The sequence below is a fragment of the Microbacterium sp. NPDC089696 genome, assembly GCF_044749125.1.
In the GTDB taxonomy this organism is placed as follows: domain Bacteria; phylum Actinomycetota; class Actinomycetes; order Actinomycetales; family Microbacteriaceae; genus Microbacterium.
On sequence record NZ_JBIVHF010000002.1, the window covers coordinates 220,928 to 236,896 of the forward strand.

Annotated in this window: 14 protein-coding genes; 10 read left to right on the forward strand and 4 right to left on the reverse strand. The window is 70.4% G+C overall.

Features of this window, described 5'->3' with window-relative positions:
* The first annotated feature begins 7 nt into the window (after window positions 1–7).
* The 10 genes from ACIPY8_RS11375 (at window position 8) to ACIPY8_RS11420 (ending at window position 10,740) form a co-directional block, all read left to right on the forward strand.
* Window positions 8–991, forward strand: coding sequence for an ABC transporter permease (locus tag ACIPY8_RS11375; RefSeq protein WP_400818109.1), 984 nt, complete (start codon window positions 8–10; stop codon window positions 989–991).
* Window positions 988–2,871, forward strand: coding sequence for a dipeptide/oligopeptide/nickel ABC transporter permease/ATP-binding protein (locus ACIPY8_RS11380; RefSeq protein WP_400818110.1), 1,884 nt, complete (start codon window positions 988–990; stop codon window positions 2,869–2,871). The genes ACIPY8_RS11375 and ACIPY8_RS11380 overlap by 4 nt, the downstream gene beginning before the upstream one ends.
* Window positions 2,868–3,830: an ABC transporter ATP-binding protein gene (locus ACIPY8_RS11385; RefSeq protein WP_400818112.1), complete on the forward strand. Its 963-nt coding sequence runs from the start codon at window positions 2,868–2,870 to the stop codon at window positions 3,828–3,830. Before ACIPY8_RS11380 ends, ACIPY8_RS11385 begins: the two co-directional genes overlap by 4 nt.
* Before the next feature lie 89 nt (window positions 3,831–3,919).
* Complete coding sequence (locus tag ACIPY8_RS11390; protein WP_400818114.1) at window positions 3,920–5,563, forward strand: ABC transporter substrate-binding protein; 1,644 nt, start codon at window positions 3,920–3,922, stop codon at window positions 5,561–5,563.
* A gap of 65 nt (window positions 5,564–5,628) precedes the next feature.
* A complete protein-coding gene (locus ACIPY8_RS11395) occupies window positions 5,629–6,282 on the forward strand; it encodes a ThuA domain-containing protein (RefSeq protein WP_400818116.1) in 654 nt (217 codons plus the stop codon).
* Window positions 6,279–7,043, forward strand: coding sequence for a sugar phosphate isomerase/epimerase family protein (locus tag ACIPY8_RS11400; RefSeq protein WP_400818118.1), 765 nt, complete (start codon window positions 6,279–6,281; stop codon window positions 7,041–7,043). Before ACIPY8_RS11395 ends, ACIPY8_RS11400 begins: the two co-directional genes overlap by 4 nt.
* Window positions 7,040–8,023, forward strand: a complete 984-nt coding sequence (locus ACIPY8_RS11405; protein WP_400818120.1) for an NAD-dependent epimerase/dehydratase family protein — start codon at window positions 7,040–7,042, stop codon at window positions 8,021–8,023. Before ACIPY8_RS11400 ends, ACIPY8_RS11405 begins: the two co-directional genes overlap by 4 nt.
* Window position 8,024: 1 nt before the next feature.
* Entirely contained in the window at window positions 8,025–8,771 is a 747-nt protein-coding gene (locus ACIPY8_RS11410; RefSeq protein WP_400818122.1) for a sugar phosphate isomerase/epimerase family protein, read from the forward strand.
* Entirely contained in the window at window positions 8,768–9,877 is a 1,110-nt protein-coding gene (locus ACIPY8_RS11415; protein ID WP_400818123.1) for a Gfo/Idh/MocA family protein, read from the forward strand. Before ACIPY8_RS11410 ends, ACIPY8_RS11415 begins: the two co-directional genes overlap by 4 nt.
* 95 nt (window positions 9,878–9,972) lie before the next feature.
* Window positions 9,973–10,740, forward strand: coding sequence for a GntR family transcriptional regulator (locus tag ACIPY8_RS11420; RefSeq protein WP_400818125.1), 768 nt, complete (start codon window positions 9,973–9,975; stop codon window positions 10,738–10,740).
* Here ACIPY8_RS11420 and ACIPY8_RS11425 read toward each other — a convergent pair.
* From ACIPY8_RS11425 to ACIPY8_RS11440, 4 genes are all read right to left on the reverse strand, one after another.
* Window positions 10,737–11,645 carry an N-acetylglucosamine kinase gene (locus ACIPY8_RS11425; protein ID WP_400818127.1) on the reverse strand — a complete coding sequence of 303 codons (909 nt, stop codon included), beginning with the start codon at window positions 11,643–11,645 and terminating at the stop codon, window positions 10,737–10,739. The genes ACIPY8_RS11420 and ACIPY8_RS11425 overlap by 4 nt on opposite strands.
* The gene (locus ACIPY8_RS11430; RefSeq protein ID WP_400818129.1) at window positions 11,642–12,670 is read right to left on the reverse strand and encodes an SIS domain-containing protein; all 1,029 of its coding nucleotides are present in this window, start codon (window positions 12,668–12,670) and stop codon (window positions 11,642–11,644) included. Before ACIPY8_RS11430 ends, ACIPY8_RS11425 begins: the two co-directional genes overlap by 4 nt.
* Window positions 12,671–12,692: 22 nt before the next feature.
* Window positions 12,693–14,639: a primary-amine oxidase gene (locus ACIPY8_RS11435; protein WP_400818130.1), complete on the reverse strand. Its 1,947-nt coding sequence runs from the start codon at window positions 14,637–14,639 to the stop codon at window positions 12,693–12,695.
* A gap of 82 nt (window positions 14,640–14,721) precedes the next feature.
* A complete protein-coding gene (locus ACIPY8_RS11440) occupies window positions 14,722–15,759 on the reverse strand; it encodes a Gfo/Idh/MocA family protein (protein ID WP_400818132.1) in 1,038 nt (345 codons plus the stop codon).
* Window positions 15,760–15,969 lie beyond the last annotated feature (210 nt).

Consider the following 15,969-nt stretch of genomic DNA (forward strand, 5'->3'; position numbering starts at 1 on the left):
CCGTGGCATGAGAGTGCTCCTGCGGCGAGGACTGTTCTACGTGATCACGGCGTTCGCCGCGATCACGATCAACTTCTTCCTGCCCCGGATGATGCCGGGTGACCCGATCGAACGGATGCTGACCCGGTTCCAGGGAAAGCTGAGCCCCGAGGCGGTGTACGCGCTGCGCCAGCTGTTCGGGCAGGGCGACGACAACCTGTGGACCCAGTACTGGCAGTACTGGGGCGACATCTTCTCCGGCAACCTGGGGGTGTCGATCAGCGCCTACCCGGCGCCCGTGTCGACGCTGATCCTGCAGGGCCTCCCCTGGACGCTGTCGCTGATCGGCATCTGCACGGTGCTCAGCTTCGTGATCGGCGTGGGACTCGGCATGCTCGTCGGCTGGCGCCGCGGATCGTGGCTCGACGGTCTCGTTCCGGCGACGACCTTCATCTCCTCGATCCCGTACTTCTGGTTCGGCCTCATCATGGTGTACGTCTTCGCGGTGCTGCTGCGGTGGTTCCCGCTGTCCGGCGGCTACCAGCCGGGGCTCACGCCCGGGTTCACCGGCGAGTTCATCGGCAGTGTGATCTCGTACGGCCTGCTGCCCGCGATCACGATCGTCGTGTCGTCGATCGGCGGATGGCTGCTCGGCATGCGCAACATGATGGTGACGACCCTCAGCGAGGACTACGTGCTGCTCGCGCAGGCCAAGGGTCTCAGGACCGGCCGCGTCATGAGCACCTACGCCGGGCGCAACGCCGTGCTCCCCTCGCTCGCGAGCTTCGCGATGTCACTCGGCTTCCTCGTCGGCGGTTCGATCGTCACCGAGGTCGTCTTCAACTACCCGGGCCTGGGCTACACGCTCTTCCAGGCCGTGCAGCAGCAGGACTACCCGCTCATGCAGGGCATCTTCCTCGTCATCACGATCACCGTGCTCGTCGCGAACCTCGTGGCCGACTTCGCCTACGTGATGCTCGATCCGCGCACCCGACAGGAGGCCCGCCGATGACGACGCCGCTCACCGCCACCCTCGCCGCCCCGAAGCCCGAGGCGAAGAAGGGTCGCAACCTCGACTGGCTCCGCGGCCTCCGCTCGGGCAAGATCATCGTCGGCGGCAGCGTCTTCCTGCTGTTCGTTCTCGTCGCGATCTTCGGCCCGATGGTCGTGACGACGGACCCCAGCGCCGTGAGCACCGAGGTGCTGCTGCCGCCGTCGCCCGAGCACTGGCTCGGCACCACGCACACCGGCCAGGACCTGCTCGCGCAGATGGTCCACGGCACCCGCATCTCGCTGTTCGTCGGCGTCGTATCGGCGTTCTTCGCCACGGCGCTGTCGCTGATCGTCGGCCTCACGGCCGGCTACGTCGGCGGCATCGGCGACGAGCTGCTCTCGGTGCTGTCGAACATCTTCCTCGTCATCCCCGGCCTGCCGCTCGTGGTGATCCTCGCCGGCTACCTGCCGAGCACCGGATCGATCGGCATCATCATCGTCATCTCGATCACGGGGTGGGCCTGGGGCGCCCGGGTGCTGCGCGCACAGACCCTGTCGCTGCGCAACCGCGACTTCGTGGAGGCGGCCCGCGTGGCCGGCGACCGCACGTTCCGGATCATCTGGAGCGAGATCCTCCCGAACATGCTGGCGATCGTCGCCTCGTCGTTCCTCGCGACCGTGACCGGCGGCATCCTCACGCAGGCGGGCCTCGCGTTCCTCGGCATGACCGACGTCACCGAGTGGTCGTGGGGCGGCATCCTCTACTGGGCTCAGAACAGCTCGGCGCTGCTGTTCGGCGCCTGGTGGTGGTTCGTGCCGCCCGGTCTCGCGATCGCCGTCGTCGGCACCGCCCTGGCCCTCGTCAACTTCGGCATCGACGAGTTCGTGAACCCGCGGCTGCGCGCCGCCGGTCTGGGCACCAAAGCGGGCACGAAGACGCAGTTCCGCCGTCCGCGCCAGCCGCTGCTGAACCTGCGTCGGCCGCGCCGCGACCTCGACGACACCGGCGTCTACGTCGCGGGCGAGGCCGTGCTCCAGATCACGAACCTCTCTGTCGAGTACCAGACCCACGACGGCGCGTTCCGCGCGGTCGACGACGTCAGCCTCACCCTGCACCGCGGGGAGATCGTGGGGCTGGCGGGCGAGTCCGGCTCCGGCAAGACCACGCTCGCCTACGCCGTGACACGGCTGCTGCGTCCACCCGCCGTGATCACCGGGGGCGAGATCGTGTACACGGGTCGCGACGGCGCGCAGATCGACGTCCTCGGCCTCGACGACCGCGAGCTCAAGGCGTTCCGCTGGTCGGAGATCGCCATGGTGCTGCAGTCGGCCATGAACGCCCTGAACCCGGTCATCTCGATCGGCGACCAGATCGAGGACATCTTCATCGACCACGACCTGCGCCTCAGCAGGGAGGAGCGTCGCCATCGCGCCGGTGAGCTGCTGCGCACGGTCGGCATCGATCCGGACCGGCTGGCGAGCTACCCGCATCAGCTCAGCGGCGGGATGCGCCAGCGCGTCATGATCGCGATGGCGCTGTCCCTCCAGCCGCGCGTCATCATCATGGACGAGCCCACCACGGCGCTCGACGTGATCGTGCAGCGCAGCATCATCGACGAGATCGCCCGGCTGCGCCATGACTTCGGCTTCGCGGTGCTGTTCATCACGCACGACCTCGGCCTGCTGCTGGAGATCAGCGACCGCGTCGGCGTGATGCGCAAGGGCCGCCTGGTCGAGGAGAACGCGCCGGCCGAGCTGCTCGCCCATGCGGAGCACGACTACACCCGTCACCTGCTGCGGTCGTTCCCGAGCCTGCGCGGCGACGGACCCACGGCGGGCGGCGGTCGCTACATCGCGGAGGACGGCGAGACCGCCTCCGAGGAAGTGGGAGCACGATGACCACGCTGCACGCCGTGAACCTCACGAAGGACTACCACCTCGGCCGGCGCGGTGCCACGCTGCGCGCCGTCGACGGCGTCTCGCTCACGGTGCGCCCCGGCGAGACCGTCGCGCTGGTCGGCGAGTCCGGCAGCGGCAAGTCGACCATGGCGAAGATGATCCTCCGGATCACCGATCCCTCATCCGGCGAGCTGCGCCTCGACGACGAGACGGTGCCGCGCGGCCAGCACGGCATCCGCGCCTACCGCTCACGGGTGCAGATGGTGTTCCAGGACCCGTTCGCCTCGCTCAACCCGCTGCGCACGGTGCGCCATCACCTGCGGCGGCCGCTGCGCGTGCACCGCATCGTCGGCGGCGCGAAGGACGAGCAGGCCGAGCTGGAGCGCCTGCTGGACTCGGTCAACCTCTCCCCCGAGTACCTCGACAAGTTCCCTCACGAGCTGTCCGGCGGTCAGCGTCAGCGCGTCGCGATCGCCCGCGCCCTCGCCCCGCGGCCCGAGGTGCTGATCGCGGACGAGCCCGTGTCGATGCTGGACGTCTCCATCCGCATGGAGATCCTCGAGCTGCTGGACCGTCTCAAGCTCGAGCGCAACCTCGCGGTGCTGTACATCACGCACGACCTCGCGACCGCCCGACACTTCTCGAGCCGGATCGTCGTGATGCGCAACGGGCGCGTCGTCGAACGCGGACCGAGCGACGAGGTCATCGCCGTGCCGGTGCACCCGTACACCCAGCTCCTCGTTCGCGCCGCGCCGGATCCGCGGTCCGAGCCGTTCGAGGTCGACGTCACCCGCCGACTCCGCCACCCCGAGGTCGAGGTGGGCGACGTCGACCCGACCGCGGAGCCCGGCGCCGACGGCATCCACTGGGCCCGCGAGTGGGAGGACGACGAGAGCGTCATCCGTCTGCTCGCCGACAGCCGCGTCTCGGGGAAGGAGGGCATCGGCGCCCCCGAGTGAGCGCCCACCGCAGTTCCCGCATGATCCGCACCATCATCCCGATCCCGAGAGAAATCCCGAGACCGATCCCCCCGAGAAAGGACGTCGACATGCCCACGCGCACGTCGAGACGAGCGGCCATCGCCACGCTGGCCGTCGCAGCACTCATCACCGGCCTCGCGGCCTGCGCCCCCAGCACGGGCGACACCGCGGGCGGCACCATCCTCACGGTCGGCCGATCCTCGGCATCCGTGCAGCAGGTGTTCAACCCCTACCTGCCCACCACCGCCTACCAGCTCGGTTCCGAGGGCATGATCTACGAGCCCCTCGTGCAGGTCAACACGACCAAGGCCGGCGACTTCAAGCCCTGGCTCGCCACCGAGTGGGAGTGGAACACGGAGGGCACGGAGCTGTCCCTCCAGCTCCGCGACGACGTCAGCTGGACCGACGGCGAGGCCTTCACGGCCGACGATGTCGTGTACAGCTACGAGCTGATCCGCGACCACCCCGAGCTCAACCTCACCGGCATCCAGTTCGACACCATCACGGCCCCGGAGGAGCACTCCGTGGTGCTCTCGTTCGCGACCCCCTCGGCGAACTTCTTCGACAAGATCATCTACCTGAGCATCGTGCCGGAGCACGTCTACGGCGAGATCGACGACGTCGCCGGGTACGCCGACGAGAAGCCGGTGGGCACCGGGCCGTTCATGCTCGACACCTTCACGCCCGAGAGCTACACGCTCGTGAAGAACCCGGACTACTGGCAGAAGGGCAAGCCCGCGATCGATGGTCTGCGCTTCGTCCCGTACAAGGACAACACGGCGGTGTCGCAGGCCATGGTGCAGGGCGACGTCGACTGGTGCAGCTGCTACATGGCGAACGTCGAGGAGACCTTCCTCTCGAAGAGCCCGGACTACCACATCCTCTGGTCCGTGGTCGGAGCCGACGGCCTCATCACGAACAACCAGAGCTTCCCGTTCAACGAGCGCGAGATCCGCGAGGCGGCGAGCCTCGCGATCGACCGCCAGCAGGTCGCCGACGTGGCGAACCGTCCGGCGGCGACGTGGAAGGGTGGCCTGCCGCTGCCCGTGTTCGAGGATGCGATCGCGCCTGGTCTCGAGAAGGAGGTCTACGAGTACGACGTCGACGGCGCCAAGAAGATCCTCGAGGGACTCGGCTTCACGATGGGATCGGACGGCTACTACGAGCGCGACGGCCAGCAGCTGGCCTTCGAGATCACGATCCCGCAGGCGTTCACCGAGCAGGTCGCGGCGGCGCAGATCATCCAGTCCAACCTCAAGGAGGCCGGCTTCAAGGTCGACGTGAACGGCGTCGCGGTCGAGGCGATCAACGGCATCACGAGCAAGGGCGAGTTCCAGGCGACGATCGGCTACCCGATCGCGACCCAGATCCTCGCGGTCAACCTGTACGACTCGTGGATGAACCCCGCCTACTCGCTGCCGATCGGCGAGGCGATCCCGACGTACCAGAACATCCAGCGCACCGAGGACCCGGAGATCGCGCAGTACTTCGCGGACTACTTCGCCGCGACGACCGACGACGAGCGCACCGCGGCCGTCACCGGTCTCGAGGAGCAGTTCATCGAGGAGATGCCGTGGCTCGTGCTCTCGTACTACCAGGCGTACGCCGGGTGGAGCGAGAAGAAGGCCACCGGCTGGCCGGAGGAGGCCGACCCGTACTGGGGCGCCTTCGTCAATCCCGTCGTCGCCCTGGAGCTCCAGCCCCAGAAGTGACGACACCCGGGGCGCCTCCGCGCGGAGGCGCCCCGGTCCATCCCCACCCCGAGGAGTCCCGCACCATGTCCCGCAGTCCCCGCGCCCTCGTCGTCGTCGGCGGTGACGACACCCACCACGACCTCCTGGGCGCCGCCGGCGTCCTCACACGCCTCGGCGCCGCCGCCGGCTTCGCGACCGCCGCGGCCGTCGGGATGCAGCGCTTCGCGGACCCCCGACCGGACACGGCGGATGCCGACGTCTTCGTGCTCTACGACTCCGGTGCCCTCTTCCCCACCCGGCAGCAGGAGGCCCTCGCGGACACGGTCGCCGGCGGGACGGGCCTCGTCGCCCTGCACATGTCGAACGTCATGGCCGATCCTGCGGGCGCGGACCGCGCGCACCGAGACCTCCTCGGCAACCACTACCTCTCGCACGGCCCCGGCCACCACGAGGGACGGCACCGCATCGAGATCGTCGCGGAGCACCCGATCACCGCCGGCGTCGAGGACTTCGAGCTGTTCGACGAGTACTACGAGTTCGCGTTCGCCGACGACGATCACGTCGTGCTCGCCGAGCGCACGCGCGACGACGGCGTCCGCATCCCCGTGCTGTACGCGCGCGAGGTCGGCGACGGCCGCGTGGTGTACCTCGCCCTCGGACACGACATGCGCTCGTGGGGCGAGCCCGCGTTCCAGCGCCTCGTGATCCAGGCGATCCGCTGGGCGGGCCGCGCATGAGCCTCCCCGGCGCCGCCGTCATGCTGTACACGGTCGACGCGCTGCTCGACGACGACTTCGAGGGCGTGCTCGAGCGCATCGCCGCCCTCGGCTACACCGGCGTCGAGACCTACGGTCTGCACGGCCGCTCGGCGGCGGACGTGAAGCGGATGCTGGAACGCACCGGCCTGCGGGTCGTCAGCGCGCACGCGCCCTTCCCGCACGGACCGGACGCCACGCGCATCCTCGACGAGTACGCCGAGCTGGGCGCCCCGAACCTCGCGTGGAGTATGGAGGCCGAGGAGTTCGACGACCTCGACGCGATCGAGCGCGGCCTCGAACGCGTCAACGGCGGAGTCGACGCGGCGAGCGCCTACGGCATGACGGTGGCGTATCACAACCACCACGCCGAGTTCCGGAACGAGATCGACGGGCGTCCCGCCTACGATCTGCTGCTGGAGCGTCTGCACCCCGACGCCAGGGTCGAGCTCGACCTGTACTGGGCGGCCGTCGGCGGCGCGTCCCCCGCCGCGGTCGTGCGCTCGATCGGACCCCGCCTGCGCTACGTGCACGTCAAGGACGGTCCGGCGCTCACGTACGGGCACGACACGCTCGTGCCGATCGGCCAGGGCTCGGTCGACGTGCTGGGCGCGCTCCGGGAGCCGTCGACGCTGGAGTGGCACATCGTGGAGCTCGAGCGTCTCGACGTCGATCCCTTCCTCGCTCTCGACGAGTCCTATCGCTACCTCACGGGCCACGGCGTGACGGCGGGCACCCGATGAGCGCTCTGCGGGTGCTGTTCCTCGGCGGCGCCGGGATGATCGGCTCGGCCGTCGCCCGGGAGGCGGTCGCCGCGGGCATCGACCTCACGGTGGTCACGCGCGGCGAGCACCGCCGACCGCTGCCCACCGAGGTCCGCTCGGTGCGCGCCGACGTGCGCGATGCGGCCTCGCTCGACGCCGCGCTGGGCGACGACGAGTATGACGCGGTCGTCAACTGGGTGGGCTTCGCCCCCGAGCACGTGCTCCCCGACGTCGACCGCTTCGCCGGCCGCACGGGTCAGTACGTGTTCGTGAGCACGTGCAGCGTGTTCGGTCGCCCCGTGCCGCAGCTGCCCATCACGGAGTCGAGCCCCCGACGGCATCCGGTGTTCGGGTACGCGCGGGACAAGCTCGCGGCCGAGCTGGCGCTGGAGGACGCCTATCGCGAACGCGGGCTGCCCCTCACCATCGTGCGCCCCATGCACACCTACGACGACACGACCATGATCTTCCCCGTGAGCTGGACGGCGATCGAGCGGATGCGGCGCGGTGAGGCCTCCGTCGTGCACGGAGACGGCACGTCGTTGTGGACGCTCACGCATTCGAGCGACGTGGCCCGCGCGCTGGTCCCCCTGCTCGGGAACCAGCACGCGGTCGGCGAGAGCGTCAACCTCGTGAGCGGCGACATCCTCACCTGGGATCAGATCCACACGACTCTGGCGCAGGCCGCAGGTGTACGCGAGCCGCTTCTCGCGCACCGGTCGAGCGAGTCGATCGGGCGCGAGATCCCCGGCTGGGCGGAGGTGCTGCAGGAGGACTTCCGCCACTCGATCCTCTTCGACACGACGAAGCTGCGCACCCTCGTGCCCGGGTTCCATCCGCGGGTGACGTTCTCGGAGGGCGCACGCCGCATCGTCGCCTGGCACGAGGCCGACGCCGCGCGCCGCACGTTCGACGACGACCTCTCCGCGGCCTTCGACCGCCTGATCCGGAACGGATGACATGACAGACACGACGCCGGCGCTCTCGATCCAGCTCTACAGCGTGCGCACCGAGCTCGGCGACCGCCGCGCGGACACCCTGCGTCGGCTCGCCGGCCTCGGCTACGCGCTCGTCGAGCCCTACGACATCCTCACCGATCCCGAGCGGCTCGCCGCAGAGCTCGCGGACGCCGGGCTCACGGCCCCGACCGCGCACGTCAAGCTGCTCGACGTGCCCCTCGAGGACGCCATCGCCGCCGCCCGCACGGTCGGCGTGCGTACGCTGCTGGTGCCGTGGGCGGATCCGGCGCTGTTCGCCGATCGCGACGGCGTCGAGTCCCTCGCCCGGACGATCAACGAGGCGGCGGAGGTCGCCGCCGCACACGACCTGCGGGTCGGGTATCACAACCACGACTTCGAGTTCTCGACGCTGATCGACGGTCGTGCCGCCTGGGAGCTGCTGGTCGAACTGCTCGACGAGAGGGTCGTGCTCGAGGTGGACACGTACTGGGCGAGCGTGGGCGGCGCCGACGTGTTCGAGCTGCTGCCGCGTCTGGCCGACCGCATCAGCGCCGTGCACGTCAACGACGAGGAGCCCGAGCCCGACGACCCGCCCGCGCTCGGCGTCCCCGTCGTCGGTCGCATGCGCGAGGTCGTCGCGCTGGCGGCGCGCTCGTGCGAGCTCGTGGTCGTCGAGGTCGTGGTGGACGGGGATCCGCTCCCGGCCGTCGAGCGGAACACGCGGTTCTTCGCGGCGGCGCTGTCATGACGCGCGGCGCGGGACCGGTGCGGGTCGGAGTGATCGGGGCGGGGAACATCTCCGACGAGTACCTCACGACCCTGAGCGCCGCGCCGACGATCGAGCTGATGGGCGTCGCCGACCTCGACGAACGACGCGCCGCCGACCAGGCGGCCCGGTACGGCGTCCCCTGGTCCGGGACGACCGCGGACCTGCTCGCGCTGCCCGGCCTCGAGCTGGTCGTCAACCTCACGATCCCCGCGGTGCACGCCGAGGTCGCGCTGCAGGCGATCGCCGCGGGGAAGCACGTGTGGAGCGAGAAGCCGCTGACCCTCGATCGGACCTCGGCCCGCGCCGTCCTCGACGCGGCCGCCGAGGCCGGCGTGCTCGTCGGCAACGCGCCGGACACCGTGCTCGGCCGCGGCGTCCAGCACTCCCAGCGCCTCATCGCCGACGGGCGCATCGGCACGCCGCAGACCGTCCTCACGCTCATGCAGGGCCCCGGTCCCGACGCATGGCATCCGCGACCCGACTTCCTCTTCGCCCGCGGCGCCGGGCCCTTGTTCGACATCGGTCCGTACTACATCACCGCGCTCGCGCTGCTGCTCGGACCGGTCGAGAGCGTGCAGGCGCTCGGACACCGCGCGTTCGACGTCCGCACCGTCCCCTATGGCGAGCGCGCGGGGAACCGCATCCCCGTGGAGGTCTGGACGCACGTCAGCGTGCTCACCCGTTTCCGCTCCGGCGTGGTCGGCACCTCGATCTACAGCTTCGACTCGCCCGTGCGACGCCAGCTGTTCGAGGTCACCGGGTCGGGCGGGACGCTGACCGTGCCGGTGAGCGGCTTCGACGGGCCCAACACGCTCGTCCCCGCCGGGACACCCGTGCCGGAGCCGACGGAGATCGCAGCGCCCGGGTCGACGCGCTCCCGGGGCGTCGGAGTGGTGGAGATGGCCGAGGCGATCAGGGCTGGTCGTGAACCGCGTGCGAGCGGCCTTCTGGCATACCACGTCCTCGACGTCCTGCTCGCGGTCGAGGAATCCGCGGAGAGCGGCCTTCCCGTGCCTGTGACCAGCGGTTTCTTTGCGGTGCCGCCGCTCACCCCGGAGTGGGATGCGGGCGCGTCCCCCGAATGACGGTAACGCCGAGGACTTAGAATGGTCGTCATTGGTATGGCGCAGGAGTGCCGTGTACCGTGCATCGAAGACACACTGATCCAGAGGGAGCAGGCATGACGAGCAGCATCAGCGAGTCACCGATTCGCGCGGACTACCCGGAGCCGCTGTGGATCCAGGCGGTGAACCTCATCAAGGTCGAGATCTCGTCCGGCCGCCTCGCCGAAGGCATGCGCCTCCCCCCGGAACGCGAGCTGTGCACGCAGCTCGGCATCAGCCGCGTCACGCTGCGCAAGGCTCTGCTGCAACTCGTGGAGGAGGGCGTGCTGAGCTCCTCGCACGGTCGGGGCTGGTACGTCGCCTCCGCCCCCGTCGCGAAGGAGTGGCCCAACAGCCTCGAATCCTTCAGCGAGACGGCACGACGCATGGGACTCGAGTCCACCTCGGTCGTGCGCCGCGCCGAGACCGGGTACGCGAGCCTCGACGAGGCCGAGGCGATCGGCGTCGCCCCGGGCACACCGGTGTTCCGTCTCGACCGCATCCGCCTCCTCGACGCCGTGCCGATCGCCCTCGACGCCTCCGTCGTCCCGGCCGCCCTGCTGCCCGACGTGTCGGGCACCGACTTCACGGTCGAGTCCCTGTACGACCTGCTCGACGATGCCGGCTCCGCGCCTCAGCGCGCCGACAGCACGGTCGAGGCCCGTGAGGCCGACGCCCAGGCGGCGGAGGCGCTGCACGTCGCCGAGGGGAGTCCGCTGCTCGTGATGCGCCAGGTCGCGCACGGCGCGGACGGGCGCGTGGTCGCCCTCTCCACCATCCGCTACGTCGGCGAGAGGTACCGCCTGCGCACGGTGTTCACCCGGGGATCCGGTCCGACGCGCTAGGCCTGTCGGCTCGCGAGGAACAGGGCACCGGCGACGGGCTGATCGTCGAGCAGCACGAGCCGGAGCTCCGGATGCCGCTGGGCGAGTCGGATCCGCACGCCGTCGGCCAGCCGCGGCTGCGCCGTGATCACGCCACCGGCGGCGACGACCGCCTGACCGCGCGCTCCGCGGCGGCGCAGCTGATCGACGAGCCGCACGAGGTGCTCGGCGCCGGCGTCGATCACCGCGCGGGCCCGCTCGGACCCCTGGTCGGCGGCCCGGAACACGGCGGGCGCGTGCGGCCCCCAGTTCGCCATGGTCGGCTCGTCGTTCACCGCTCGGGCCAGGCGCTCGGCATCCGCCACCCCGAAGTCGGCCAGCAGCGCGCCGAGCAGACCGTCGTCGGGGTCTCCGTCGTCATGCGCCAGAAGCGCCGCCTTCGTCGCCTCGCGCACGAGACCCGCCGCGCCCGCCTCGTCGCCGATGACCCAGCCCCAGCCTCCCGACGAGATCTGCGCCCCCTGCGCGTCGATGCCCACGCCGATCGCCCCCGTGCCCGCGATCAGGCCGATGCCCTCGTCGAGCCCCGCCGCCGGGACGAGCAGCGCGGCATCGTTCACGCACCGCACGCTCGGCACGCCGCGGAGATGCAGAGCCTCCTCCAGCTCGCGCGCCACCTGCGGGGTGTCGAGGCCCTGCGCGCCGATCACCAGCGCGCGGATGCGCTCCCCCACCGGCATCGACCTCTCCAGCACATCGAGCAGCCAGTCCGCGGCGGCGTCCGCCGGCTCCGCGTCCCAGGCCCCTGAGCCGACGACGACGTCCACGACGGTCTCGCCGTCCGGTCGGGCAGCGCGCACCGCCGCCTTCGTACCGCCGACGTCCATGCCGACGACGAGCCCCCCGTCGCCGTCGGCGGCCGTCACTGCGCGACTCCGGATTCGACCGTCGCGTCGACCTTGGTGTCGTCGTTGTGGAACACGAACTCCTCGATGTCGACCCCGCGAGCGTCCGCGACACGGGCCACGAGCCCCTGGAGGAACAGCGCCTCGAGCACAGCGCGCGCGGTGGCGGAGCTGCGCGGCAGCCGCACGGTCTCGAGGTGCTCGGCGCCGTCGACGTCGTCGGTCGTGACGAGGACGACGCGGTGCCCGGCATCGCTGAGCGTGCGTGCGACGCGGTGCTCGCGATCGCCGCCGAACAGCACGTGCGCACCTTCGCCCGCGGACTCCATCGACCCGTGCAGGTACTGTCTCGTCCCCATGGCGCTCGCCGGGATCCTGGCGACCTCCCGGAACAGCAGAGCGCCGGCCTCGGCAGACCCCGTCGAGGGGCCGGCGCCGACGAAGTCGAGGCTGGGCGCGGAGGCGACGAGCGCGGCGGCGCGGTCGATCTGCGGAGCGAGCATGTCCTCAGTCTCGCGGAAGAGCGCGGCGAAGTCGCGCCACGCCGGATCGATGTCGCCCCCGGCCCAGGCCTCGGCCAGCATGCTCACCGCCACGACGGTGGCGGTGTAGCCGATGGTCGAGGCGTAGCTGTCGGGGATCGTGCCGAGCCCCACGAGACGGGTGGCGAGCTCCGAGAGCGGAGACGGCACGGTGTTCACGACGCCGTAGCGCAGCGACGAGGGGATCGTGTTCAGCGCGGCGATCGTCTCGCTGCTGCGCCCGCTCTGCGAGACGCCGATCACCGGGTGGGCGCCCGTCGCCAACGGCAGCGGGGTGTCACCGGCGTCCAGGCGCCAGGCGGTAATGCCGCGCTCGCGCAGGTGCCAGACCGCGGGCGCCGTGGCGGCGAGGCTGGCGCCGATGCCGAGGAAGAGCGGCCCCACGTCGGTGAGGGCGCCGTCTGCGGCGAGCGCGCGCACCTGCGCCTCGATACGCGGGATCGCCGTCTCGAGCGCTTCGGCCTGGCCTGCGGTGGCCTGGGCGTAGCTGATGTATCCGTCCATGTCGTTCCTTGCGATCGTCCGGTCAGTGACCGGCGTGGTGGTCGTGATGCGCCGCGTCGACGGCGCAGTGGCCGACGGCTCCGGGGATGTCGAGTGAGGGGTTGCGGCCGAAGAACCCGTGCGGCTTGAGCACGAACCCGCACGTGTCGACCGGCATGATCGGCCAGTCCTCGACGCGCGGGAAGTGCGTGAGGCCGAACGTGTGCCAGAGCACGATGTCGGTGCCGTCGACCGGTCGGTCCTCGGCCACCCACTGCGGCAGGCCGGCGCCGCCGGGGTGCAGGTTCACGAAGTCCCCCGCGGGATACAGCTGGTCGGGTTCGTAGGCCGTGACCCAGAGGTGCCTGGTCGTGAAGGTGGCGCGCTTGTGGATGTCGGATCCGCTGTCGGCGAGCAGCAGCGGCTTGCCCTCCGGGTAGAGCGTCCAGCCGACGGGTTCGCCGAGCCGGTTCTGCACCTCGGTGTTGCCGATGAACCAGACCCGCCCGGTGAGGTTGTCGGCGATCCGCTGGGCCTCGGACTCGGTGCGCAGCCGGGTGACGCTCTGCGTGAACCCGGTGCCGTGCGGGTTCTGCGGGCCTCGCGGCACGGCGACCGCCTCGATCTCGTCGACCGCGTTCGCGAGTCCGTCGATCGCGACGTCCAGGCGCGCGCTGAACAGGTGCTGGTGGTTCGGCGCGCCGAGTCCCGGGGCGACCTCGGTCGCGAAGGGGTAGCCCTTCCCGGGGTAGGCGGACGTGAACACGATGCCGGTCGCCTTGACCTCGAACTCGATCGCCCCGTCGAGACCGAAATACCAGTAGAAGCCGTAGTCGTAGTTGCCGACCGTCATGAAGAAGCTCACGACGAGACGCCTGTTGCGGCGCGTCTCGGAGGAGCCGTTCCAGTTGTCGGAGTGCTTCCAGAGCACCCCCGCGTCCTCCTCATGGATGCAGATCGCCTGTCGGACGATGCGCGGCGCTCCGTCGTTCCCGGCCACGATCGCATCGAGGTAGGTGATGTCGCCGATGCAGTCGCAGCCGAGCTCGAGCGAGTTCGCGAAACCGCCGAAGAGGTACTCTCCCCCGTCGAAGAAGTTCTGGAACCAGCGCTGCGGGCTCGGGTCGCCGTAGGGCACGACCATCTCGGCGATCGACGCGCGGTACAGCACCGATCGCTGCACGTCGCCGTCGGCGATCGAGACGTCGTGCAGCACGAGGCCCTCGCGCTGGTCGAAGCCCATCTGCAGTCGCCAGCCGGCCCAGTCGAGCACGCCGTGCTCGTCGATCGTGAAGCTCGGGCCCTGGGGCTGCGTGATCTCGATCGGCGTGAGGCCCTGACGGTCGGGACCGCGCCAGTCGGGCAGGTGGTAGTTCCCGTCCTCCGAGGGCACCGGCAGGTCGATGTGGTCGACCACATCGAGCACCTCGCCCGTGACGACGTCGACCATCACCGTGACACCGTCGACGGGGTGGGCCCAGCCGAGGTCGTCCGGGGTGCGCTGCACGAACGTGAAGCACCGCTGGATGCGCCGACCCCGCTCGTCGTCGGCCAGGACGCCGGCCGAGAGCGGGTTCACCCGGAGCTGCGAGAGATCGGTGAGACCGCGCTTCGCCATCGCGGCGATCCACCGCTCGTCCCGGTGCACGATCTCCTCGACGAGACCGAACTCGCGGATCACGACCGGGACGGCGCCGTCGACCTCGGGGTCGAGCCGGCGCGACGAGACCACTGCTCCCGCGTCCGGATCGACCACGACGTCGTGCGACGCTCCTGTGGTCATGTCGATGAGGAAGCTGCGGACGAGGCGCGGGACGCCCTCCCCGGCGAGGAGGCGGCGCTTGTCGGGCGGCAGGAGGCCCACGTACGAGTAGTGCGTGTCGGCGGTCGCGATCCCCGCGAGCTCCAGCGTGGCGCGGTTCGCGGCGATCTCCTCGGCGGCGAGGGTGGCCAGCAGCGCGTTCGCTCCGGCCGGCAGTGCTCTCGTCATCGTCCCGGTCTCTCCTCGTGTGCGGTCGTCGTGTGTCATGTCGTCGTGTCCTGACGTCGTCGTCATCGTGCGGATCCCGGCGTCAGCGCTCGAGGACCACGCGCTCCCAGGTGCCGGAGCGCATCGCGCGGTAGCACGCGTCGAGGATGCAGTTGACGATCCATCCGTCCTCGAATGTCTCCAGCGGAACGGTCCCGGCCGCGTAGTGGTCGATGAAGTGCCTCATCTGCTGCGAGAAGCCGTAGGCGCGGGTCTCCTCGGGCACGGGATGCACCCAGCCGGTCTCCGAGTCCGCCTTCTCCACGAGGTAGCCGACGGGCGCGCCGAGGAATCCCCACACCGGGGTGACGGACGTGTCGGTGACGAGGCGCCCCTCGGTTCCGCTGAACTCGTGGCGCAGCTGCATTCCGCCCTTCTCGGCCCAGGAGGACTCGATGATCGCGAGCTCGCCGCCCGCGAACTTCAGCAGCGCGACGGCCGTGTCCTCACCGGTGGTCTTGTCGGCGTGGACGAGCGTGGACCCCCAGGCGAACACCTCGGTGACGGGGTTGTCCTTCCCGAAGAAGTGGCGGGCGGATTCGACGGTGTGGCAGCCCATGTCGAGCAGGGCGCCGCCGCCGGCGGTCTCGGCGTCCCAGAAGTGCGGCGCGTGCGGACCCGAGTGCGCTTCCCGGGCGCGCATCGTGAGGAGTCGTCCGATCCCGCCGGCCTGGGCCATCTCGTGGGCCTTCTGCACGTTGGGCGAGAACACCGAGCTCTCGGCGTACCCGTGCCAGACTCCTGCCTCTTCGACGATCCGCAGGATCTCGGCCGCCTCGGCGCCGGTGGGGGCGAGCGGCTTGGTGCAGATGATGCCCTTGCCGGCGGCTGCGGCGATGCGCACGGCGTCGACGTGGGCCTCGTTCGGCAGCGCGACGACGACCACGTCGACCTCCGGGTCGGCGCACAGCTCGGCGATGTCGGTGTACGTGCGCGGGCTGCTCCAGCGTGCGGCGAAGTCGGCGGCGCGGGCTGCGTCGCGCGAGAAGTTCGCGGCGAGGATGCCGTCGCGGACGTCGAGCAGGGAGTCGGCGTACGAGTCTGCGATGAACCCGGAGCCGAGGATGCCGACACGAATCACTGGAGCCCTCCTTCAGAGGTTGTTATCCACAAGATACCACTTGTCTTAGCAATGTCTATCAGAAGCGCGTCTTTGAGGACAATCCCGAGATTCGGATAATACCTCTTGCTACCGCATTGAGACCTATATATGCTGACCAGCACCGCGCGCCGCCGCATCGGTGCGGCAGGTCACCCCGAGACCGCGCGTTCATGTCCAGAGAGAAGGTCA